Genomic DNA, 22,854 nt, shown 5'->3' on the forward strand with positions numbered 1-22,854 from the left:
TTCCCCGGCATATTACCTTAAATTTGTAAATCTACTCACACATACATCATGGCTGAACCGAATTATAACGAAGATAGTATACGCTCCCTCGATTGGAAGGAACACATCAGACTGCGTCCCGGTATGTATATCGGTAAACTTGGAGATGGTTCTGCACAGGACGATGGGATTTATGTATTGCTTAAGGAGATTGTGGATAACTCTATTGATGAGTTTGTTATGGGCTCCGGACGCACCATAGAAATTACCGTTTCTGATCAGAAAGTAAACGTACGCGATTATGGTCGCGGGATTCCTTTGGGTAAAGTGATAGACTGTGTTTCCAAGATCAATACCGGTGGTAAATACGATAGCAATGCCTTCCAGAAATCTGTAGGTCTGAATGGGGTGGGTACAAAAGCAGTGAATGCTTTATCTACCAATTTCATGGTGCAATCTTACCGGGATAACAAAACGAAAAAGGTAGAGTTCTCGAAAGGGGAGATCGTCATTGATAATCCGATTATCGATACCACTCAGCGCAATGGTACTGCCATTACGTTTTATCCGGATGAAACCATTTTCAGGAATTACCATTACATCTCCGACTTTGTGGAAAGCATGATCTGGAACTATGTGTTCCTGAATGCAGGGCTGACCATCAACTTTAACGGACAAAAATATTTCTCTGAAAGGGGACTGTATGACCTGTTGCATAAACATGCAGGTGCAGAGACCATCCGCTATCCGATCATTCACCTGAGAGGTAACGATATTGAAATTGCCATGACCCACGGACAACAGTATGGGGAAGATTACCATTCTTTTGTAAACGGTCAGCATACCACTCAGGGTGGTACACACCAGGCGGCATTCAGAGAGGCGGTGGTGAAAACCATCAGAGAGTTTTATAAGAAAGAATACGATGCTTCTGACATCAGGGCATCCATCATTGCAGCCATCTCTGTTCGTGTTCAGGAGCCAGTGTTTGAGTCGCAGACCAAGACCAAGCTGGGCTCACAGAATATGGGGCCGGACGGACCTTCTGTTAGAACGTTCATCAACGATTTCGTAAAGAAAGAACTGGATGATTACCTGCACAAACATACTGACGTTGCAGATGCTTTATTGAAAAGAATCCTGCAGTCGGAGCGGGAACGTAAAGACATTGCCGGAATTAAAAAGCTGGCCAACGACAGGGCTAAAAAAGCATCCCTGCACAATAAAAAACTCAGAGATTGTAAGGTGCATTTCAACAGCACCCATGAGAAAAAATACGAGACTACTTTATTCATCACTGAGGGAGATTCTGCTTCAGGATCAATCACCAAATCAAGGGATGTGGATTGTCAGGCCGTATTCAGCTTAAAAGGAAAACCTTTGAACTGTTATGAGCTGACTAAAAAAGTAGTGTATGAAAATGAAGAGTTCAACCTTTTACAACATGCTTTAAATATTGAAGATGGATTAGAAGGATTACACTATAACAATATTGTAATTGCTACCGATGCCGATGTGGATGGAATGCACATCAGGTTACTGATGATGACCTTCTTCCTTCAGTTTTTTCCTGACCTTGTGCGTTCAGGACACGTATACATTCTTCAAACCCCATTGTTCCGGGTACGTAATAAAAAGGAAACGATTTATTGCTATAGTGATGAGGAGCGTAAGGCGGCTATCGCGAAGCTGGGCAATAAGCCCGAGATTACCCGATTTAAAGGACTGGGTGAGATTTCGCCGGATGAGTTTGGATTGTTTATCGGTAAAGACATCAGGTTGGATCCTGTGATCCTGAAAGACCAGACGATTAAAAGCTTGCTGGAATATTATATGGGTAAAAATACACCGGACAGACAGCAGCACATCATCAGAAACCTGAGGGTCGAAAAAGACACGATAGAGGAACTGGTATCAGCGGATGAAAGCGCAGCTACAGCAGCGGTAAGTCATGATATCGTGGATGATGAAAGCATTGATGATGAATCAGTAATTGCGGAATCGGCTTAACCCTTTTCTACATCTACTGTATCTTCAGGATGTTGTGGGGGCAGGACATCAGTCTCAGTCTCCACTACAATGGTTTTCATCAGCACCGCATATTTACTCGGTGCAATTCCATGGTCATATTTCTCGGCATACGCCTGGGTAAACTCTGCGCCAAAATAAAGGATAATGGCGGTGTAATAGATCCAGAGAAGAATCACAATGATTGATCCTGCTGCTCCAAAAGGAGAACCCGGATTTCCTTTTTCAATATAAATTCCAATCGCATATTTACCAAGGCCAAACAACAGGGCCGTAAATAAGGCGCCTATGATTGCCGGTTTCCACCTGATCCTGACATCGGGTAATACCTTGAAGATGATGGTAAAGATGCAGGTCACCACCGCAATCGTCAGCACATTGGTCACCACAAGCATCATGATTTCCGAAACTTCCTCGAGCTGGATGTATTGGGCTATCTTTTTGCCGAGGCCAACTACAATGCTATTGAGCACCAGTGATACCAGGAGCAGGAAGCCTAAGGAGGCAATCAGGGAGAAGGAAAGCAACCTGTTGGTGAGGAATTTTTTCCATCCTTTTTTAGGTACTGCTTTCACTTTCCAGATGAAGTTAATGCTGTCCTGGATTTCTATGAAAATGGCAGTTGCTCCAATCACCAGGACGGTAATCCCGATGACCAGTCCGAAGGTGCTTTTACCAGAGTAATTGGCATTGTTAACAAAACTTCTCAGCTGATTGGCGGCATCATTCCCTACCAGCTCACTGATCTCTCCAAAAAGCTTGGTATTGGGGTCCATCTTATCTCCTAAGAACAAAGTCGCCACAGAGATGATGATGATAATGAGGGGAGTCAGGGAAAATATGGTATAGTAGGCCAGGGCCGCACTCAGTTTCATCACCCGGTCTTCAATGAAGCCTTTTCCGGCCGCAATAAAAAGATGGCCGGTTGCTTTAAGAAAGCTGTATATTTTTTTTATAAAGTTCATAGCTAATGTTAGAAAGGGTATCCTATCCCAAGGTTAAAGACTAAGTTCTCTTTTCTCCAGGTGCTGCTGCCAAAATTGAGGTCATTGATGACCCATCTTTTTCCTTCAGGAAGGTATGGTTTTCTGATTGGAACAGCCACATCTAAACGCAATACAAAAAAGGAGGCATCGACCCTCAATCCCGCACCGGTACCAATCGCGATTTCATCCATAAAGCTGTTTAGTTTGAATTTTCCTCCTGGTCTTTCAGGATCTTCTTTTCTTAGCCAGATATTTCCGGCATCAGCAAATAAAGCACCGTAAAAAATACTGAAAAGCTTGAAACGAAGTTCCGTGTTCAGCATGATCTTGATGTCGCCGCCCTGATCTCTGAATGCGACTGTATCTGATACTTTGAAACTTCCAGGGCCGAGGATTCTCGCTCCGAATGCCCTGATGTCGCTACTACCTCCTGCAAAGAACTGACGTACAAATGGGAGGGAAGTACTGTTTCCATAAGTATAACCATATCCAAGGTTAAATCTGCTCGCCCAGGTCACATTCTTATTGACCTTGTAATAATTTCTTACGTCACCTTCTAAACGGATAAACTGAGAAAGGGGAGTGCCAAATAAGGTTTTCTTTCCAAGGTCATTTTTCGAGGTGACCAGGCCCGCCAGGTTTCCAGCCGTTTCCAGGTCTCCTGAAAAGTAAATGTTGTTTCTCCGGCTGTTGTCCACCTGGTCATTGTAAGTGAAATTATAGTTTAGACCAATAATATACTGGGGCTCCAGCGAAGTCCTTAAAGCAGGGTTTTTGCTAAGTACAGTGTCGTTCTTTACATTAGATTTTACATAGTTAATGGATATTGGATTGAAAGTATGTTCTTTAAAAACACTCTCTTTCCAGTTGTATCCAAATTCTCCTTTGATCGCATTTAGGCTATAATCAATCCTGCTCAGGATCTGATAAGAAGCCATGATATTCGTTCTTGGAATAAAAGCATTTGTACTGTTGAATTTAAAAAAAGGAATCAGGAAACGGGGGAAGCTCAGTTTTGCCTGTCCGGTTAAGGAATAAGAATTCCCTTGTTTTGATTGCCCTCCTTTGATCTGTGTTTCAAAACCACCACTGGCACTTACTTCCAGTTGTTCTGCTCCACGGAAAACGTTCCTTGTCGTTTGCGTGATCTTAACTTCTGAACCCACAAAGTTATTCGACTTACTGGTTCCTGTGACCTGGAAGGATAAGGAGTTTTTCTTTAATGGTGTCAGGTAAAAGTTCACGTCCAGCTGATTGTTTTTAAAACTATCAATCGGAATAAAATCAGCTTTTACAAACTTAAAGGTTCCGATATTCACCATTCTGTTTAAGGACTGGTTGTGGTCTCTTCTGTTGTAAGTTTCTCCTTTGTTAAAAAACACAAGACGATCAAATACGCCTAATTTGAAGGTATTCTTCGGATCCAGGATTTTAAAGTCTTTATATAATATTGGCTCACTGGCTTTAATACTGGAGTCGCTTCTTAAATTATAGTTCGGATAAATAGTGATGTTATTGATGGTATATGGCTTCTTCGAAACCTCCGGTGTATTGTCTTTTACCTTCACAAACAGGTTGACCATCCCTTTGCCGATGGTACTATCTGCCTGTATCAGCAGGAAATCCGGACTAAAATAGAAGTATCCTGCCTCTTTAAGGTCGTTGTCAATTCTGATCCTTTCATTTTTGATGGTCTCAAAGTCATAAAAATCCCCTGCTTTTAAGAGCGATTTGGCAGAATTGCTATTGACGTTGGCAGCGATTCCTGTGCTGTCTTTAGGAAAGGTGACTTTATTAATTTTATACCTTGTGCCAGTTTGGGCAGTATACATCGCTTTCACCTTTTTATTTTTAACCACAGTATCACCGGTAACTTCTGCCTGTAAATATCCTATGGTGCTGAGGTAGCTTCTCAATACATCATTATTATATTTCAATTTCACCTGGCTTCCCAATACAGGAGGCTGGCCCATTTTGTTGCGCAACCAATACCGGAATCCTTTTTCTTTCGTAGGCTCACCTGCTAAATTGTAAAAGAACAGCTTGTACTTGAAGCCTAAAACAGAGGTGTTGGGAAGCGGTCTGGTTTTATCTTCCAAAGTGCTTTCCAGTCCTTTTTGGCCTTTTACCTTTCCTGTAGAATCCGGATTGATTTTAACCGTGGCACCTACATACAGGTTGTCTCCTTCAGGCAGGTGTTTGGTCGTACTGCAGGCAGCGATCATCAAACACGAAATCATAAATAATAAGGGTTTAATTCGCTTTCTCATCTTTGGGCTTCTGTTCTGTTTTTTTCTTTCTGTTGTCTCTATCTCTGAATTTTCTAAAGATCTCTCTGAATCTGTTGTAGTCTACTACCAATGCAAAACCAAGTCCGGTTTCTATGATCTGACCTTCAATGATTCCTTCGGTCTGATTTCTTCGGTAAGCCCTTAAGCGGTAACGTCCATCTTTTGATAATAAGTATTCAATATTGACATTTCCTGCAATGTTATTGCTGCTTTGGTTGGCTTGTTTTGGCCCTTCTAAACCGAACGAGCTACCTACAGTCACCGTTAACCTGTCGTCCAATAGTTTTTTAGACAGACCAATTTCGAGGTCAGTCTTGTTTTCCATTTTTCCGGTAGAGTAATCTTCTGAAGAATTCAATCCGAAGTTAATGTCTACCCCTTTGATCAGGTCTGAGGCCAGGTTATTCATTTGTTGAGCCAGCAATCGCGTCGCACTTGAGCGGGCGAAAGATTCTGCAATATTATTGCCGCCGGTGGCCAGACTCTGGAATGGATTGTCTGCAATAAAACGGCCTAAGGCAAGCAGGGCGAAGACCTGTTTGTTTAATTCACTTTCATTTGCATTTACCTGTTGCAGCTTGGTTTCTACTGCTCCACCAATGGCATTCTTCTCATTTTCCGGTAGTGCAATCCGGAAAGCAATGATGGGCTTCATCAGTTCGCCGGTGATATCCAGGTATACCTGGAATGGGAATTTTTGATTGGCCTGGTTTTTTTGCAACTGCTGATCCTGTACCTGATCGGCAACAAGGTCTATCGCAGGAGCGTTGACCTCACGGACTGCCGTGATCTTAACGGTAGCTGAAGTCGGTTCTCCTGTCCAGATAATGCTGCTTCCCTGCTGGATTTTAAAATCCATCTTTTTAGGGCCAACACTGAGGTTGTAGGCACCATCAGACAACAGGTAGCGGCCTGTTAAACTCATTTTTCCACTTGGGTCCATGGTGGCATTCATACTACCTTCTCCTCTTACCTTTAGCTGATCTCCTGTAGCAGGATCTACCACAACGGTAAATTCTGCTTCCTTATCTATATCAATATCCGCACTCAGGTTGAATCCTTTAAATGCTGATTTAGGGATGCTGTCTGTATGAATTGCTTTCTTTCCATTAAATGGTGGGGCATCTTCATCAATAAACTGTACAACTCCTTCCTGATCCACAACCGAAGGGTCGGAGCTCACCATTGCAAAGAAGAACTTTGTTCCTTTATTGACCTGCAGGTTCATGTTGATGTCAGGCTGGTTCATATCACCCCTGATTTTGAAAGAGCGGGTGCTCACAAATACCTTTCCATAGACCATTTCGTTGTCTTTAGCCGTGGAGTTCATTAACCTGAAATTATTGGCTGATACATCCAATCCGAAGCGGAAGTCCTGATAATTGTTGGTATACACCATTCCATCCACTTTTAAAGGCTGTCCGATAGAGTCCAGAATGGTAAAGTGATCAAACTTAACTCCTTCATTTGTGAAACTGATCGTTTCATTATTCATGCGGAAATACGAGTTCACATAGGTTGCGGTAAATGCCGCCTGTTTGAAATTGATATCTCCTAATATTTTAGGGGCAGTAAGTTCTCCTTTTACAGATAACTGTCCTGTAATTGTTCCTGATCCCTTTTTAATTTGACCCATAGAAACACTTTCCAGGCCTTTCAGGTCAATTTTATCAATATTCAGGGTCAGGTCTAAGGCGCTTTTAGGTGCCGTATAGTAGAACCCGTTTGCCCGGAGTTCATGTACTCCTGTTAAGGCAATGTCGGTCTCAAAAGCATTTTCCGTATTGTTGTTTACTGCAACCCTTAAAGTGCCGAGCTGGTCTTTCTGATAACGCAGCTGATCAATGGTCAGGTTGGCCTCAAATTTAGGTGTTCCTGCCAGGTCTTTTGCATCTACAGTTCCATTGATCGATCCGCCAACCAAAGAACTATCCTGCTCTGCAAATTTAGTCAGGGTTTCTATTCTGAAGTCCTTAAACAATACTTTCAACGGGGAATTGGGTTCGTTGTTGACACTGTTGATGCTCAGCAACTGATTGTCTTTACTCAGGTCAAAACTTCTTGCAGAGATACCTGACTGGCCAAACTGTATATAGTTTTCCGGGGATATGGCCCATTTCTGGTAATTCAATAGTAGTTTCTGAGGATCAAGGCTAAATCGGAAATCCTTATTGATGGACTGGAAATTACCTCCGAGAAGGTATTTATCTTTCAGTTTACTGTCCCTTAAAAAGAGGTTAACCCCCAGGTTATTATTGACGGCCGCGCCACTGATTTCTGTATTGTATAAATTGATGGAAGAGCTTTGCATGCTCTTCACAGTCAGTTTGTAATTGAGCTTCTGGTCGTTGTTATCGACGCTCAATTTCGTGCTATCCACCCTATAATCCCCGTATACCACTTGTGGTACCCATGCTTTCATCGTTAAACTGTCTTTCTTCGTATCCAGTAACCCATAGATCATAGAAGGGGAGAAGGTGGTTAACTCCGGAACAAAGTTCTGAATGAATTTAGGGTTATAGATTCTGGCAAAGAAGCGGAAACGCTGATCCGGAATCCGTTTCACTTCTCCGAACTGGTAATACTTATTGATCTGGTTAGTCACTGCTGTAGCAAGATTGGTCAGCTGGTATTGTCCATCGATCCTCGCCCTCATGAGCTCTGATTTTAAGGTCAGCAAACTCTTCTCTGCACTGGTCTCTGCATGTAGGTTGATCGTATCTACATTGAACCTTTTCCCTTCTTTTACCACTTGTAATCCTCTGATGAAAACATCTCCGTTCAGGTAGTCCACATCGGCAGTGCTCAGGTCGGCATCCACTGTTCCTGCAAGTTTAAACTCTGTCGGACTAAAGTTTAATTTCCTTAAATCTACCTGACCTAAGTCCATTTTCGCTTTTACTGCAGGATATTTTCCTGCGATGTTTATTGCTGCGGTCAGGTTAAAATTGGCATTGCTATCTGCCATATTACTCTTCAGGTCGAGTTTCTGCTGTGCATAAGTGCCGCTCAGCTTTAAATTCTGATACTTGTATTTGTTGTAATCCGCACTGATCACCTCTGCATTGAATTTTGCGGCTAGTTTTTTAGGGTCCAGGCCAGTTCCGTTAACGGTTGCTCTGGCAGTGATCCTGCCCAGTTGTGCCTGTTGTTTCAACAAGCGTCCTACATTAAAGTTGTTCAGATTGACATCTGCGGTATAGCTTTCTTTCCCTTTTGGTCCTTTCATACTGGCCAGGAGCTTTGCTGCTCCCATATCGGTATTGATGTTAAAGCCGGTTTTGAAATTGGTAAGGGAGCCGGTAAACTTCCCATTTGCCTGAATTGCATTTGGCAATTCAATATTCGTTGGCAACGATTTTTTAGGGATCAATACCAACAGGTCTTTTTTGGTTAAAGCGAATTTTTTAATGTTCAGGTCCAGAAATAACTTATCCATATCCGGAAGCCCTTTGGCAGTTCCGCTGATGTCGATATTGGTGCTTTTTAACCCTGAAATTTGCAGACGCGGAATGGAAAGGTTGTTTAAATATCCGTTCATCGTGGCATTCACCCTGATTTTCTCGTTTCTGTATTCCTGAGGAACGGCATCGCTGAAATAAGCCGCATCTTTAAGTCCTATCGTAGAATTTTTAACGACCATGCTCATCTTTACCCGTTCCGGATGTTTGGTCAGGTCTTCCATTGCGGTATAATTCAGCTCAGTTGCATTCTCTATGGAAGTGTTTGGTGTTTTCAGGAGAAAGTTTTTCACTTTCACTGCCTTATCTGAGTAAAGGACATCTCCCTGAAGTTTTAATAGCTGGAAACCACTTTTTTCTGTTAAAACCCCTTCTTTCACTTTTACCTTGATGCTGCCATCGGCGCCATAGCCCAATTCTTCAGCAACCAATCCGAGATTCTTTATTTTTAAGTGGTTAAAATCCATTCCCTTGCCTGGTTTTGCCGACATGTTGTCGAACTGTACATTGTTTTTGGAAAGGTTCAATTTGCCCAACAGTAAAGAGATGGGAGCTGAAGCAGCTGCTGCATCTGCTTTTGCCGCTGTTTTTGATGGAGGAGCAGGCTTAGAAGGAGGAGTAGGTTTAAACGCAAAAAGAACATCTGAATTGTTTAAAGTCGCTTCTTCTACCTCGTATTTGCTCTTGTTCAGGTCTGCCATTAGCTTACTGACAGAAAATTCCTTCAGGTCTACGTTTGCTTTCATCTCGCTGGCAGCCGCTTTATAGCTTACCTTAGAGTTATTGATTTTTGCGCTTCCTGCTTTAAAATTACTGTTGGTCAGGTCGGCAAGAAGTTGGCTGATCTGCAATTCATTCAGGTTCACATCGGCACTCATTTTGGAAAGCTGATCATCAAAACTGATCTTGATGTTGTTGAACGCTACGTCTTCTACCTCAACAAGAGGGAGCTTTCCTGATTCCGTTTTTGCCGTGTCAATGCTTTCTTTCAGGTGTTCCTTTAACTGCGTTAATGGCTTTTTCTGGAAGTATTTTAAGTTGGAATTCTTCAGGGAAAGGGTTTTGATCACATAGCGCTGATGGTCCATGTCAAAATCTTTGATGTTTGTTTTGAATTCACCGAGACTCAACTTCACATCGTTTCCTGCAACATCATCGCGGTAAACAATGCCAATGTCTTCCAGGCTGATTTTGCTCAGTGAAAACTTCAGTGTGGAAGCGGTATCTTTTTGCACCTGATCTTCCGGTTTTTTCTCCTCAGACATAAAAGCGTCTACTAAAAAGGAGAAGTTAAATGTGGTGTCCGGGTTGATGCGGGTCACATTAGCCCTGATCTTTTGCAGGGAGATGTTGTTGATTTCGACTTTGTTGCTCAATAATTTGAGCAGGCTAATGTCTACTGCCAGTTTCTGAGCGTACAAAAGGGTATCTCCTTTTTTATCCTCCAGATAGAACTTGTTGAGGACCACATCTTTTGGGAAACCGATATGGATGCTCTCCAGGCTAACCTCGGTATGGGTTTTATTTTTCAGGTAGCCGATGGCTTTATCCTTAACAAAGTTTTGAACTGCGGGAATATTGAGGGAAAGTGCAATAAGGACAACGAGCATAATGATGCTGGCGATAATCCAAAGAACAACTTTAAGACTTTTACGTATATATTTATTCAATTGACTTTAATTGAGAGTTTCTAGCCGTTATTAACCAAAATCATGCCACCGGGGCCTTTTTTCTGGCTTATTATAGTATATCTACAATCAATATAATAAAATTGTTTAGAACTAATGGTTAAAATTTGATGTTCAGGAAATAAGGAAAAATTGTATGTTTAAATTATGGATGAGAGAAACTTCAGAATCAGCTACCAGTCGTTTAAGGGACTGGAGGAATTAAGTGAGAAAGATAAAGCATTGTGCTTACAGGCGGAAGAAGCGCTAAAAACTTCTTATTCGCCCTATTCTAAGTTTAAGGTAGGGACAGCACTTCAGTTAAAGGGAGGCAAAGTGGTATTGGGCAGCAACCAGGAAAATGTGGCCTATCCTTCGGGATTATGTGCAGAAAGGGTGGCTTTATTTACAATCGGCTCGGCAGATCCAAATGCAGTGATCGAAAGTATGGCAATTACGGCAAAAACTGATAACTTTGTCATCGAAAAACCGGTCACCTCCTGTGGTGCTTGTTTACAGGTCATGGCGGAGGTAGAGCAAAAGCAAAAACAGGAAATAGAAGTCTTGTTCTATTGCATCAACGGTGAAATTTTAAAAGTTAAGGGAATTAAGAACCTCTTGCCCTTCGTATTTGTTGAAGAGCGGTTGGTGGTGTAATGTCTTCTTGAAAAAGGGGTGTTTCTTAACAAAGGACTGTTAACAACTCAGTTCTTAAAATTTCGTTTTCAACCCTTATATTTACAACATCCAATCCTTTTTTGATGAGCGAAGAAATAGAAAACAACATAAACGAAGAAAGCAAACATACCGTAATTCCCATCAATGGACTTTACGAAAACTGGTTCCTCGATTATGCTTCTTATGTCATTCTTGATCGGGCAGTACCACACATTAATGATGGTTTAAAACCTGTTCAGCGACGCATTTTACACTCGCTGAAAGAAATGGACGACGGCCGTTTTAATAAAGCAGCAAACGTTATTGGAAATACGATGAAGTATCACCCGCATGGGGATGCCTCAATCGGGGATGCAATGGTGCAGATCGGGCAAAAAGATCTGCTGATCGATTGCCAGGGAAACTGGGGTGACCCGATTACCGGCGATAGTGCTGCTGCTCCGCGTTACATCGAAGCCCGTCTGTCTAAATTTGCAAATGAAGTGGTATTCAATGGGGATACTACCGTATGGCAATTGAGTTATGATGGCCGTAACAATGAACCAGTCACTTTACCCGTAAAGTTTCCTTTGCTATTGGCACAGGGAGCAGAAGGTATTGCGGTAGGTCTGGCAACGAAAGTCATGCCCCACAATTTTATTGAATTGCTGGAGGCTTCTATTGAATCATTAAAAGGGCATCGCCCAAATATATTACCTGATTTCTTTACCGGAGGAATGGCAGACTTTTCTGCATATAATGAAGGTATGCGTGGTGGTAAAATCAGGGTGAGGGCCAAAATTACCGAGAAAGACAAGAAAACACTGGTCATCACGGAAATTCCTTTCAGCACCACTACGGGCTCTGTGATCGACAGTATCCTGTCGGCCAATGATAAGGGAAAGATCAAAATCAAAAAGATTGAGGATAATACGGCAGCACATGTAGAGATTGTGGTTCAGCTGGCACCCGGAATTTCTCCGGATGTGACCATTGATGCCCTCTATGCCTTTACTTCCTGCGAAGTCTCGATCTCCCCGAATACCTGTATCATTAAAGGGGATAAGCCTCATTTCCTGAGTGTGAATGATATTCTCATCGAGAATACGCAAAACACCAAGGCTTTACTGAAACAGGAATTAGAGATCAAGTTACATGAACTTCAGGAGAAAATTTTCTTTAGCTCATTGTTAAAGCTCTTTATCCAGGAGGGGATGTATAAAAACGCGGAATATGAAAATTCAGGAAACTTTGATGTCGTAGTCGAGGTGCTGAATAAATTATTCGCCCCGTTCATGGAACAGCTTTACCGGGAGATCCTTCCGGAGGATTTTAAGAAGCTGATCGATAAACCGATGAGCAGCATCACCCGCTTTGATGTTAAAAAAGCGGATGAGCAGATGAAATCTTTGGCTGATGAGATTAAAGTAGTTAAAAATCACTTGCGTCACCTGACGGAATATGCCATTGCCTGGTTCCAGAGGTTACTGGATAAATACAGTAAAGGAAGAGAACGTAAAACGGAAATCCGTTTGTTCGACAGGGTGGAGGCTTCGAAAGTTGCTTTGGCCAATGTGAAATTATACATGAACCGTGAGGATGGTTTTATCGGAACCGGCTTGCGTAAAGATGAGTTTATTGCAGATTGTTCTGATCTGGACGAAATTATTGTGTTCAGGGAAGATGGTAAATGTATCATCACCAAAGTTGCCGATAAGAATTTTGTAGGGAAAGGTATCCTCCATGCTCAGGTCTTTAAAAAAGGAGATGAGCGGACCATTTACAATATGATCTATAAAGATGGGGCGAGTGGAATTTCTTACGTGAAACGATTTGCAGTTGTAGGCGTAACGCGTGATAAGGAATACGACCTGACCAAGGGAAGTAAAGGCTCTAAAATGTTGTACTTTACGGCAAACCCTAACGGAGAAGCGGAGATTGTAACGGTCCTGCTGAAACCGCATACCAAGTTAAAGAAACTCCAATTCGACCTGGATTATGCAGATATTGCGATCAAAGGACGTGGATCACAAGGGAATATTGTGTCCAAATACCCGATCAAAAAAGTATTGCTGAAAAGTAAAGGGGTATCTACCTTATCCGGATTAAAGATCTGGTATGATGATCTTTTGAGAAGACTGAATGTAGACGGCCGTGGCAAGTATCTTGGTGAATTTGATGGTGATGATAAGATCCTTCAGGTGCATAAAGATGGTTGGTATGAGTTGAGCACCTTTGAGCTGAGCAATCACTTTGATGCGGACCTGGTGCTGATTCAGAAGTTTGATCCTGAAAAGCCATTTGCAGTAGTGCAATATGAAGGGAAAGCGAAAAATCACTTTATCAAACGTTTTGTTTTTGAAGCAATCGGGGTAGGAAAAAAACTAAGTCTGATCTCTGAGGAGAACGGATCAAAATTCCTTCACCTGACGAGCAATCCTGAAGCCATGTTGAAAGTAGATGTGCTGAAAGGTAAAACGCAGATTCCTGAGACCCTGGAAATCCTGCTGGCAGAATTTATTGATGTGAAAGGAATCCGTGCTAATGGAAACCGACTGACACAACATGATGTTCAAAATATTGAGATCTTCAATCATGAAGAAGAAGAACTGGAAGAAGAAGGAAAAGCAGATGCATCAGCAGAGGAAGAAATTATAGAAGATACAGATGCGGAATCTACAGATGAAAAATCTGCTGTTACTGAAACTGAGGGAGGAGACGATGAGTCTAAACCTGATGAAGAAGAGGATGCTGAACCAGCAGATGTTCCTGAATTTAAAGTGATCGCTGAATCGGAACTTTCAGAAGTTGCCGAAGAGATTTCGGAAATAATTGAAGAAAAAGAAGAAGGTCAGGTATTTGTCGGAGAAATTCCGGAAGCTGTTGAAAATGTTTCGGAAGTTGTTGGGAAAGAAAACGGAATTACTGAGGAAAAAGAGGAAGAGAAAAAGGTTCCTGTGAAGGCTGTGGCCACAAAAGTAAAAAAAGCAGTTGCCGAAAAGCCTGTTGCTGAAGCATCAGTAGCAGCAGAACCTGTAGTTGAAGCGCCTGTAACTGAGCAGGTGATCGACTTAACGGTTGAAGCAGCAGCTGTTAAAGAAGTAGCAGAAACGCCGGTTGAAGCAGCGCCAGTTGCAAAAGAACCTGTGGTTAAAAAGAAACCTTTTACTGTACCTAAAGCAGACAAGCCGGTAACAGCACAGCCTGTGGCCGAAGCAACTCCTGAGGAACAACCGAAAGAAAGTCTTCCAATTGCAGAAGAATCTGCAGTGCCTTCAACAGATAATGAGGCCCTGGCTGCTGAAACACCAGTAACACCTGCTGAGGAGAAACCAGCGGCTCCGGTAAAAGCTAAAAAGGCCTGGAATGATCCAAAGCCAAAAGAAGATAAACCAATAAAAAAGATCACCTTAGAGATCACAAATCCTGATGACGTTGAAATAGACGATAAAGGACAACTGGGATTATTTTAAGTTCCGATAACCTAAAAGAGCCGCCTTAATTATGTTTAAGGCGGCTCTTTTGTATTTTATCTTTTTTTACTGGTTGTCTACATTCTGTTTAAGGGCAGTACGGACCGTTGCAGGAATGCTTGCAAAGAAGTTATAGCCCGTAGCTGTTTCTATGCTGTTCACTGAAGTTCTGTAAGTCTTCCAGTCGCTGTTAATGGTATTTGTATTTGGTGTATTGATGGCAATTACTCTTGTTGTGCTGGTAATTCTGCTGATGTCATTATTCCCGTTTGGCAAGACCACAATGATTTTCCATACGTTAGATGGAACAGTCACATTTCCATTATTGATGGTGTTGGTTACACCTCCATTAGAGCCCGTTCCTCCCGTTCCATAAGAACCGGCAATTACATACACCTCATTACCTGCACTTACCAGACCACGGGTATAGCTTTCCAGGCCTTCCCATGTTTGTTGGTTGTTATTTGGCGCCTGAGGAATCATATTTGTCATGAGGAAGGTAGAGGAGTTTGCCGTAGTCGAAGAAGTTCTGTCGCCGGATGGGCAATTGTGTCCTCTGTCAAATCCTGAACCCGAATAACTGCTGCTTTGTACCTGATACCAGCCGGAAGGCAATGCCGCATCTGCTCTGAAATCATTGGTTCTTGACGTGCTTCCGATATCAGAAGACTGGATATGCCAGCTCACCCAGTTCGGTGTTCCTCTGTCGCGGTTATAAGAGATGGTATAATAGGTTTGATCCATCAGGTAGTTATTTGGAGAGGTGATGTTTGCAACTGCAGCATTCGGATTGCCAAGTAACAGATGGCTGTCATCTCCTGCAGTAGGTCCACCTCCCGGATTTGTTCCGCCACCAGTACCTGTACTTATGCTGATGTTGTCAATATTGATCCGGTTGGTGCCACCTGAAACTTTACGTACAGACAGGCGGATATTGCCTGTATTGCTGATCTGAAAGCTTGCTGTCTGTAAGGTCGAAGAGCTGCTGGTAATGGTACTGCCTACTTGTGTATAGCTGCTGCCACCATTTGTTGAAATCCATAATTGCCAGGTACTGGAAGCATCGCTCCCATATTTAGCATGGTCAATTTTAACGGTAGTGCTGTCATTTGCACTGATGTTAAAGTTCATGGACAAGGAACCTGTATTGCGGATTCTGGCAGACTGACTGCCTGATTTTACATCTCCGGCAAGGTTACCGATCAGGGCGTCATCCATGGTCCAGGAGCCTGAACCCAATGTCACAGCAGCAGAAGCGTAAGCACCTTTGCTGCCGGTTTCAAAACCTTCTGTCAACAATTGGGTGCTTTCAGTCTGTACTGAACTTGCCTTTTGATTGCTGATTAGTTCCGGCTGCGGTTGTGATTCTTTTTTACAGGAGGCCAGGACCAGACATAGCATGCCCAGTACATAGAAATGTTTCATAAAATTTTTCATAAGGAGATTATTTTTTAGTTTTTCAATAGAATGGATTAAGATTCAATGGCATAGGTTGTTAGCGCAATACAAGTGTGGTCTGGTAAAAACGCTGTAATGATAATCGGGACTTTTACGCCGTCTTCAATACGGGTAACCTGAATTCCGGAGAAATTGCTTTTCAAAAAGGCATGCAGTTCCTGGAACTTATTGGCATTGGCCAGCACGATGTCGTCATTGGGATCTGCGCTTTTCAGGATCTTTTCAAAAAAGCTTGCAGGCTCTACTGCAATCAGCGTCTCAGGAGCCGCGGCATTCAGTTCTGCGATCTTTGCATTTACTTGTTCTTTTGGAAGCGCTCCTAGCTTCTCAATCACTAAGGGAGCCTCAGATTCACTAAGGTAGAAGAGTCCCTGAATCTTGGTTGATAATTCTGGTAAAATTTGGTTTTCCATGGGTAGATGGGTTATTTTTTATTAAAGATAACCGCTAAACCTTAAGAAAGTGCGTTCCTTTAAAGGGTAATGAAAATTTCATGATTTTTTAACCGGGAATTGCGTTGTAATGCTTTTCCGGGGGCATAGAAACCCGAAGCTTTTTTTAGTGCTTCAGGTTTCTCAAGGCCTTTTTGATGATTTGGGTGGTGGCTTTACCCGGACTTTTTTCCATCCATTGATCACATAGGGTAGTCAGCCAAAGGGAATTGGTCTTTCCGGCATCATTTAACCAGTTTCCAACAGAAAGTTGCACATACGGAGAAGGATCGGCCTTTAGTGCTTCAAGAATCACTGATGCAAGTTGAGGCTGTTCTTTTAAGGTATTGATGTGTTTACACCAGACGCCGCAGGGTCTGATGGATTCGACCGCAAACCTCCGGATATTTTCATTTTTCGATTTTGCCCATTCAGAAAGAATGGAAATTCCCTCCGGAAGATGATTGCTCAGGTCTGTTCTCAAGGCCATCCAGGCAATTTCCCTGACGCCGAAATGTTCATCTGCAGCAAAAGGTTGAATTGCCTTCAGCTTTTCCTGAAGAGCTAAGTCCTGATCCAGGCCTATGAGATAACAAGCCCAGCAACGGACACTATCTGAAGCATGTTGGCTAAGAAAGGGTAAAAGTTGGAGGTCCCGGCTTTTGCTGCTTTCTGTTAACAATGTTCTGCCAATCTCTATGGTAACGTTTCTTATACTGTTCTGCGCTAAATTCTGTACATTTTCCCTGCATTTATTAAGGTAATGCGGTTGGTCTTTAAAAACATAACCGAGGAGTTGTAAGTGATCTACGGCAAGCCATTCGGTTAAATTTACCGAAGCCATTGTTCCCTGGTTCAAAAGCTCCATTACCTCTGCCGGTATCTTTGTTTTTGTCAATGCTCCTTTCCGTGTTTGTAATACTGGTTTCTGATTAGTCATTCCAAATGTCCTGATGTATATACCATATTCCGTTAATGTATTTCCAGACGTATAAATAATGCCCTTGAGCAACGACCTGATCGTTTCCTGCAAAAAGCAGGTAGTCTCCAGTCTCATAAGCAAGGTTTCCTTCAATGCTGATCTCTTTTGTTGAAAAATCACCTTTATTGATTCCCTGGTTGAAGACGGCTCCAAAGAAATCGCTGATCGCATCTTTTCCTTTGATAACGGTTTGTTTAGGAGGATAAAGCAAGGCATCTTCGCTGTATAGTGCCGACAATTCTGTGTTGTTTTTCTCGTTTACAAACTGGTTGAACAGCTGGTTTCTCTGCATTATTTCTTCTTTCATTTCCTTAACGTTTTTTGAAATGCTAAATTCGGCCAGATCATCTGTAAAGTCAATATGGGACAAAATTGTCCTATCCTATTTTTAAATTATTGAATGAAATCATCATGATCTTACAGATTACACAACGAAATGAACCGGGTTTATGAGCTCCTGAATGGCGTTGAAAACAATAAATGTCAATGTGTAATACCAAGGCTATGATCGCTTCATAACCAATAAACCAGGTTTACTTGCTCTTTAGAACATTTCAAAATCAATAAATAACACGAAAAATATCATATATATACTGATGAAAAACAAAATCCGAGTAGATGCAAACAAAATCTGTCCCCTGGAGCATGCAGTAAATACCATTAGTGGAAAATGGAAAATTCCCATTGTATGGCATCTGCAACAAGGGCTGAAGCGGCCTTCGGAGTTCTTTTATCATATTGCTGATATTAACCGCAGGGTGTTAAGCCGACAGCTTAAGGAATTGGAAGAAAGCGGTCTGGTGGTAAAACAGGTGGTTAAACTAAAACCTCTTGAAGTAGAATATCATTTAACCAGGACTGGCCATGACCTGGTTAAAATATTATGGCAACTGAATGCCTGGGGAGAGGGATTGCTGAAAAACGAATAATGATGTTTTGATTTTCAGATAATTAGAGATAAATTTATTCAAAAACTACCAAAACCCTGTTGTGATACGAAAATGAGGTACGAACAAATCCATACTCCGGCATACCTGAGCAACTATGTCCGCTATATCTGGACACTGGAGGTTGGGACTATGAATGAACAATTCAGTATCATAGCAGATGGTAGCCCAGGCTTAATCTTTCAAAATGGGGCAACCGGATTGCTTAAACAGAACAACAAGGAGATTCCGAATGTTCTTTTATATGGCCAGGCAACGACCCATGCCGAAATTTCACTTGGAAAATCTACCATGATAGGCCTTTGTTTTTTTCCGAATGCCCTGAAATCTATTTTTGGATTAAATGCAAATGAGCTGACAGATACCTGTATGGATCTGGACTTGTTAGCGACCAAACAGGGATATTATTTAAGAGAGCAATTGCTGAATATGGACAGTATATCTGCGCAGATCAATATGCTTTGTGCTTACCTTTTTGCCGAGATTTGTAAAAACGATCATAAAACAGATGCACAGACGGATTACGTCTTGTCGATGATGATCCAATCGAAAGGAACGGCTTCCTTAAAGGCATTGCAGGAAGAGTTGAAAGTGTCGGAACGGAGTCTCGAAAGAAAATTCAAGCAACATGTGGGGATCTCTCCAAAAATGTTTTCCCGGATCTGCGGCTTTCAGGCTTCTTTGAGTCAGTTGAAAAATAACGAATATGAAAAGCTTTCTGACATCGCTTATGAAAATGGCTATGCTGATCAGTCGCATTTTATCCGGACTTTCAAAGAATTTGCAGGTTTTTCCCCTTATCAATATCAAAAACAAGCAAATAAGGTTGCCGATCACTTCCCCGAACTGATAAAATAATACCCTTGTCGGTTTTGTTCTATTTTTCCAATCGGATGTGGCTTAATATTGTCTTAAAAAAAGACAGAAATGAAATTACTTATTTTCGGATCAACAGGTGGTACAGGCCGCCATATTTTGGAACAGGCGCTTGAACAAGGACATACGGTAACCGCATTTGTCCGTGATCCATCAAAATTATCTTTCCAGCATCCAAACCTGAAAACCTTTAAAGGAGATGTCATGAACCGGGAATCCCTGATTCCTGTGATGCAGGGACAGGATGCAGTTTTATCGGCGCTGGGTTCTCCGGCAACTAAGGTTGGGGTATTGCGTTCTCAGGGCACAAAGAACATCATTGAGGCGATGGAAAGTACGGGTGTCAGCCGGTTGATCTGTCAGACTTCTCTGGGGTATGGGGATAGTTTAAAAGTGTTGGATAAAACCTCATTTGTTTTCAAGCACATCATCGTTCGTTTTATACTCGGTAAAACATTTAAAGACCACGAGCTTCAGGAACAATATATTAAAAAAAGTAAGCTGGACTGGGTGATTGTCCGTCCCGGAAATTTAACGGATACAGGAAAAACCGGTGTTTACAGACATGGCTTCCCTGCGACTGATCAAAATATCCAGGTAAAAGTTTCCCGTGCCGATGTGGCTGATTTTATGCTGAAACAATTAAACGACCGAACTTATATTCATCAAACCCCGGGGATATCCTATTAACAAGTTTTTCTGTTATGACCAGATATAAATCTTCTTTACTGGCGCTGGCCACCATTACCACTGCCTTAATCGCGGGCTTGTTTTATGCTTTTTCAGTAGCTGTGAATCCCGCTTTTATGCAGCTCCCCGATGCACAATATATACAGGCGATGCAGGAAATCAACAGGGCCATTGTAAACCCTGTATTTCTCTTTGGCTTTTTAGGCAGTCCTTTATTTCTGGTACTGACCGTAGTTGGTTTTAGAAAAGGCCCCTTCTCTGCTAAGTTTATCTGGATATTGGCTGCCGCTCTCATCTTCATTACTGGCGGCTTTGGCGTCACGATTCTGAGAAATATCCCATTGAACAATCAGCTGGAAGCATTCTCATTGAAAGGTGCTTCAGCGGAACAGGTAAAAGTAATGCGTGATGCTTTTGCCGGATCCTGGAATAACTGGCATACCTTGAGGACGGTCTGTTCCGGTTTCTCCCTGATCTTATTGGTGATTGCCTGTTTGAAAAAAGATTAACAAACCCTGATGAATAAAGGAGTGGTCACCGGAACGCTGCCGGTTAATTTTGTCTGGACTGTTGCATCGGGTTTGGCGCTGCAGAAGCACCCCTTGGCCCTTGCTGTTGTTTAAACAATTCAAACCTCGAAGGTTTTGCTTTTCTCGGCCATGAATTGTTATCTTCATTGATATCAGCAGTTTCACGGTAGGGGTCAATTTGTACGGCAACCACTTCTTTATCTTTTGCAAAAACTTTAGTCACTTTGTTTTCATCCTTTCTCCAGATATAAGCAGGGATGCGGTCTGTTTCTTTGCTTCCATCTTTAAAGGTCCATTCGATGATAATGGGCATCACCAATCCGCCTTCATTGGAGAAATCAAGTTCATAAAAGTTCTTTTTGCTTTCATATAACTTTTTCTCCTCAGCAGATAAGGAAGAATAATACTTTTGGAACTGCTCATCAGCAGTTTTGCTTACCTCAAACCGGTTAAATTTATTGTAAAAATCTTTCAGACTGGTATCCTGCTCTACGGCAAATTTCAGGCCTTCTTTACGGTTTCTTTCCCTGCTGATGTTGTCATTGTTCCTCTCAAATGTTTTCTGAGCTTCTTTATTCTCCAGCTCCTGTTTCCTGCTGTTCATCTGATAATAACGGACATCATTCAGGGCAATATCTACCGGATCTGTTCCAAAAAACCAGCCTCTCCAAAACCAGTCAAGATCTACAGCAGAGGCATCTTCCATTGTTCTGAACAGGTCGGCAGGGGTAGGGTGTTTAAAAGCCCATCGCTTTGCATATTCTTTGAAAGCATAATCGAACAATTCCCTGCCCATCACGGTTTCTCTTAAGATGTTTAGTGCTGTTGCCGGTTTAGCATAAGCATTCGGGCCGAAATTGATGATGTTCTCCGAATTCGTCATGATGGGTTCCAGCTGATCCTTAGGCATTTTCATATAATCCACGATCTTGTGTGCCGGGCCACGTTGTGAAGGGTAATTGTTGTCCCATTCCTGCTCTGCCATATACTGACAGAAGGTATTGAGTCCTTCGTCCATCCATGACCATTGTCTTTCATCAGAGTTGACGATCATAGGGAAAAAGTTATGTCCTACCTCGTGAATGATCACACCGATCATTCCGTATTTAATCGCTTCTGTATAAGTTCCATCTTTTTCCGCACGGCCATGATTGAAGCAGATCATCGGATATTCCATTCCGTTTGCGGCCTCCACAGAGATCGCTACCGGATAAGGATAGGGGATGGTATGTTTTGAATACACTTTTAAGGTATGAGCAACCACCTTGGTGGAGTATTTATTGTACAAAGGATAGGCTTCAGGCCCATAATAAGACATGGCCATGATCTTTTTGCCATTGATATTGGTGGCCATCGCATCCCATACCAAACGGCGGGAAGATACCCAGGCAAAATCCCTCACATTTTCTGCAGCATAAGTCCAGGTCTTTTTGGAGGTAGATTTCTTTGTCATTGCCGACTTTGCCTCTTCCAGGTTGACAATCTCTACGGGTGTTTTTGCGGTTTGCGCCTCGTTCCACCTTTTCAGATTGCTGCTGTTCAATACCTGAGCATAGTTCAGACATTCTCCTGTGGCACCCACAACATGATCTGCAGGAACGGTCATGTTTACTTTATAGTTTCCGAAAACCAGGGCAAATTCCCCTCTGCCTTCAAATTGTTTATTTTGCCAGCCCTGAAAATCCGAGTAAACGGCCATTCTTGGGAACCATTGGGTAATGGTAAACAGGTAGTTATCGTCCTCTGCAAAATATTCATATCCACCTCTGCCACCAACGGTCATCCGGTTAGAGATTTTATAGTTCCAGGAGATGTTTAATTTATATTTTCCTTTTGACTGAAGCGTTGCAGGTAAGTCAATTCTCATCATCGTATTGTTGATGGTATAAGGAAGAGGAGTCCCTTTTTCGTCTGTTACTTTAAGGATTTTTACACCAAGATCATTTGCTCCGCCAATAATACCGGAAAGCGACTGGTAAGTCATCTGATCGGTCATCTTACTGGTTTCAGTAAGCTTATTGTCGCTGGTAGCTTTATGCTCGTTTTCATCAAGCTGTACCCATAAGTAGCTCAAAGGATCAGGCGAATTGTTGTAATATGTGATCGATTCTGAGCCGGTAAGCAGGAGGTTTTTTTCGTCGAGTTCGGCTTTAATATCATAATCTGCCCTTTGTTGCCAATAAGCTGGCCCAGGTGCACCAGAGGCCGAACGGTAAGAATTGGGGTCTGAAATGATGGTTCCCAACTGTTCAAATTTATTCCCATGGTTAGAACCGGGGTTATTTAAATGTTGGGCATAGGTATGTATACTTAAAAAAATAGCAGCAAATAGCAGTAAATTTCTTTTCATTGGTTTTAGGAATAGGGTGGTCTGTTGGTGTGGTTCGCCGCCGGTATT

14 protein-coding genes and 1 pseudogene are annotated in these 22,854 nt (G+C 42.3%); 7 read left to right on the forward strand and 8 right to left on the reverse strand.

Annotated features, from left to right (window positions below; translation table 11 throughout):
* Positions 1-48: 48 nt before the first annotated feature.
* A complete protein-coding gene (locus BUC20_RS07925) occupies positions 49-1,989 on the forward strand; it encodes a DNA topoisomerase IV subunit B (protein WP_073229801.1) in 1,941 nt (646 codons plus the stop codon).
* Here BUC20_RS07925 and BUC20_RS07930 read toward each other — a convergent pair.
* Genes BUC20_RS07930 through BUC20_RS07940 form a run of 3 tightly spaced genes read right to left on the reverse strand, consistent with a single transcriptional unit; the run spans position 1,986 to position 10,415 of the window.
* Positions 1,986-2,972, reverse strand: a complete 987-nt coding sequence (locus BUC20_RS07930; protein ID WP_073229803.1) for a YihY/virulence factor BrkB family protein — start codon at positions 2,970-2,972, stop codon at positions 1,986-1,988. The genes BUC20_RS07925 and BUC20_RS07930 overlap by 4 nt on opposite strands.
* Positions 2,973-2,980: 8 nt before the next feature.
* A complete protein-coding gene (gene tamL, locus BUC20_RS07935; RefSeq protein WP_234994481.1) occupies positions 2,981-5,233 on the reverse strand; it encodes a translocation and assembly module lipoprotein TamL in 2,253 nt (750 codons plus the stop codon).
* 13 nt (positions 5,234-5,246) lie between these two features.
* Positions 5,247-10,415 carry a translocation/assembly module TamB domain-containing protein gene (locus tag BUC20_RS07940; protein ID WP_073229806.1) on the reverse strand — a complete coding sequence of 1,723 codons (5,169 nt, stop codon included), beginning with the start codon at positions 10,413-10,415 and terminating at the stop codon, positions 5,247-5,249.
* 165 nt (positions 10,416-10,580) lie between these two features.
* On the opposite strand from BUC20_RS07940, the gene BUC20_RS07945 reads away from it, so the two are divergent.
* Positions 10,581-11,069 (forward strand): cytidine deaminase, encoded by a 489-nt coding sequence (locus tag BUC20_RS07945; protein WP_073229808.1) that lies wholly within the window; start codon positions 10,581-10,583, stop codon positions 11,067-11,069.
* A 104-nt stretch (positions 11,070-11,173) separates the two neighbouring features.
* Positions 11,174-13,801, forward strand: a pseudogene (locus tag BUC20_RS07950) (DNA gyrase/topoisomerase IV subunit A); the annotation flags it as partial.
* Positions 13,802-14,608: 807 nt separating this feature from the next.
* Here the strand turns inward: BUC20_RS07950 and BUC20_RS07955 are convergent.
* From BUC20_RS07955 to BUC20_RS07970, 4 genes are all read right to left on the reverse strand, one after another.
* The gene (locus BUC20_RS07955; protein ID WP_073229809.1) at positions 14,609-15,979 is read right to left on the reverse strand and encodes a DNA/RNA non-specific endonuclease; all 1,371 of its coding nucleotides are present in this window, start codon (positions 15,977-15,979) and stop codon (positions 14,609-14,611) included.
* Between the two features lie 35 nt (positions 15,980-16,014).
* A complete protein-coding gene (locus BUC20_RS07960; RefSeq protein WP_073229811.1) occupies positions 16,015-16,413 on the reverse strand; it encodes a nuclease A inhibitor family protein in 399 nt (132 codons plus the stop codon).
* Positions 16,414-16,558: 145 nt separating this feature from the next.
* The gene (locus BUC20_RS07965; RefSeq protein WP_073229813.1) at positions 16,559-17,371 is read right to left on the reverse strand and encodes a HEAT repeat domain-containing protein; all 813 of its coding nucleotides are present in this window, start codon (positions 17,369-17,371) and stop codon (positions 16,559-16,561) included.
* Entirely contained in the window at positions 17,364-17,720 is a 357-nt protein-coding gene (locus BUC20_RS07970; RefSeq protein WP_143166744.1) for a YybH family protein, read from the reverse strand. Before BUC20_RS07970 ends, BUC20_RS07965 begins: the two co-directional genes overlap by 8 nt.
* Positions 17,721-18,009: 289 nt before the next feature.
* Here BUC20_RS07970 and BUC20_RS07975 point away from each other — a divergent pair, with 289 nt between their 5' ends.
* The 4 genes from BUC20_RS07975 (at position 18,010) to BUC20_RS07990 (ending at position 20,435) form a co-directional block, all read left to right on the forward strand.
* Positions 18,010-18,342, forward strand: coding sequence for a winged helix-turn-helix transcriptional regulator (locus BUC20_RS07975; protein WP_073229816.1), 333 nt, complete (start codon positions 18,010-18,012; stop codon positions 18,340-18,342).
* A 72-nt stretch (positions 18,343-18,414) separates the two neighbouring features.
* A complete protein-coding gene (locus BUC20_RS07980; RefSeq protein WP_073229818.1) occupies positions 18,415-19,218 on the forward strand; it encodes a helix-turn-helix domain-containing protein in 804 nt (267 codons plus the stop codon).
* 69 nt (positions 19,219-19,287) lie between these two features.
* On the forward strand, positions 19,288-19,926 hold the full coding sequence (locus tag BUC20_RS07985) for an NAD(P)-dependent oxidoreductase (RefSeq protein WP_073229820.1): 639 nt from the start codon (positions 19,288-19,290) through the stop codon (positions 19,924-19,926).
* Between the two features lie 14 nt (positions 19,927-19,940).
* Positions 19,941-20,435, forward strand: coding sequence for an anthrone oxygenase family protein (locus BUC20_RS07990; protein ID WP_073229821.1), 495 nt, complete (start codon positions 19,941-19,943; stop codon positions 20,433-20,435).
* A gap of 43 nt (positions 20,436-20,478) precedes the next feature.
* Here the strand turns inward: BUC20_RS07990 and BUC20_RS07995 are convergent, their stop codons facing one another.
* Complete coding sequence (locus BUC20_RS07995; RefSeq protein ID WP_073229823.1) at positions 20,479-22,806, reverse strand: M1 family metallopeptidase; 2,328 nt, start codon at positions 22,804-22,806, stop codon at positions 20,479-20,481.
* Between the last annotated feature and the right edge of the window lie 48 nt (positions 22,807-22,854).

Origin of the sequence: Pedobacter caeni, from assembly GCF_900129215.1 — a bacterium.
Lineage (GTDB): Bacteria > Bacteroidota > Bacteroidia > Sphingobacteriales > Sphingobacteriaceae > Pedobacter > Pedobacter caeni.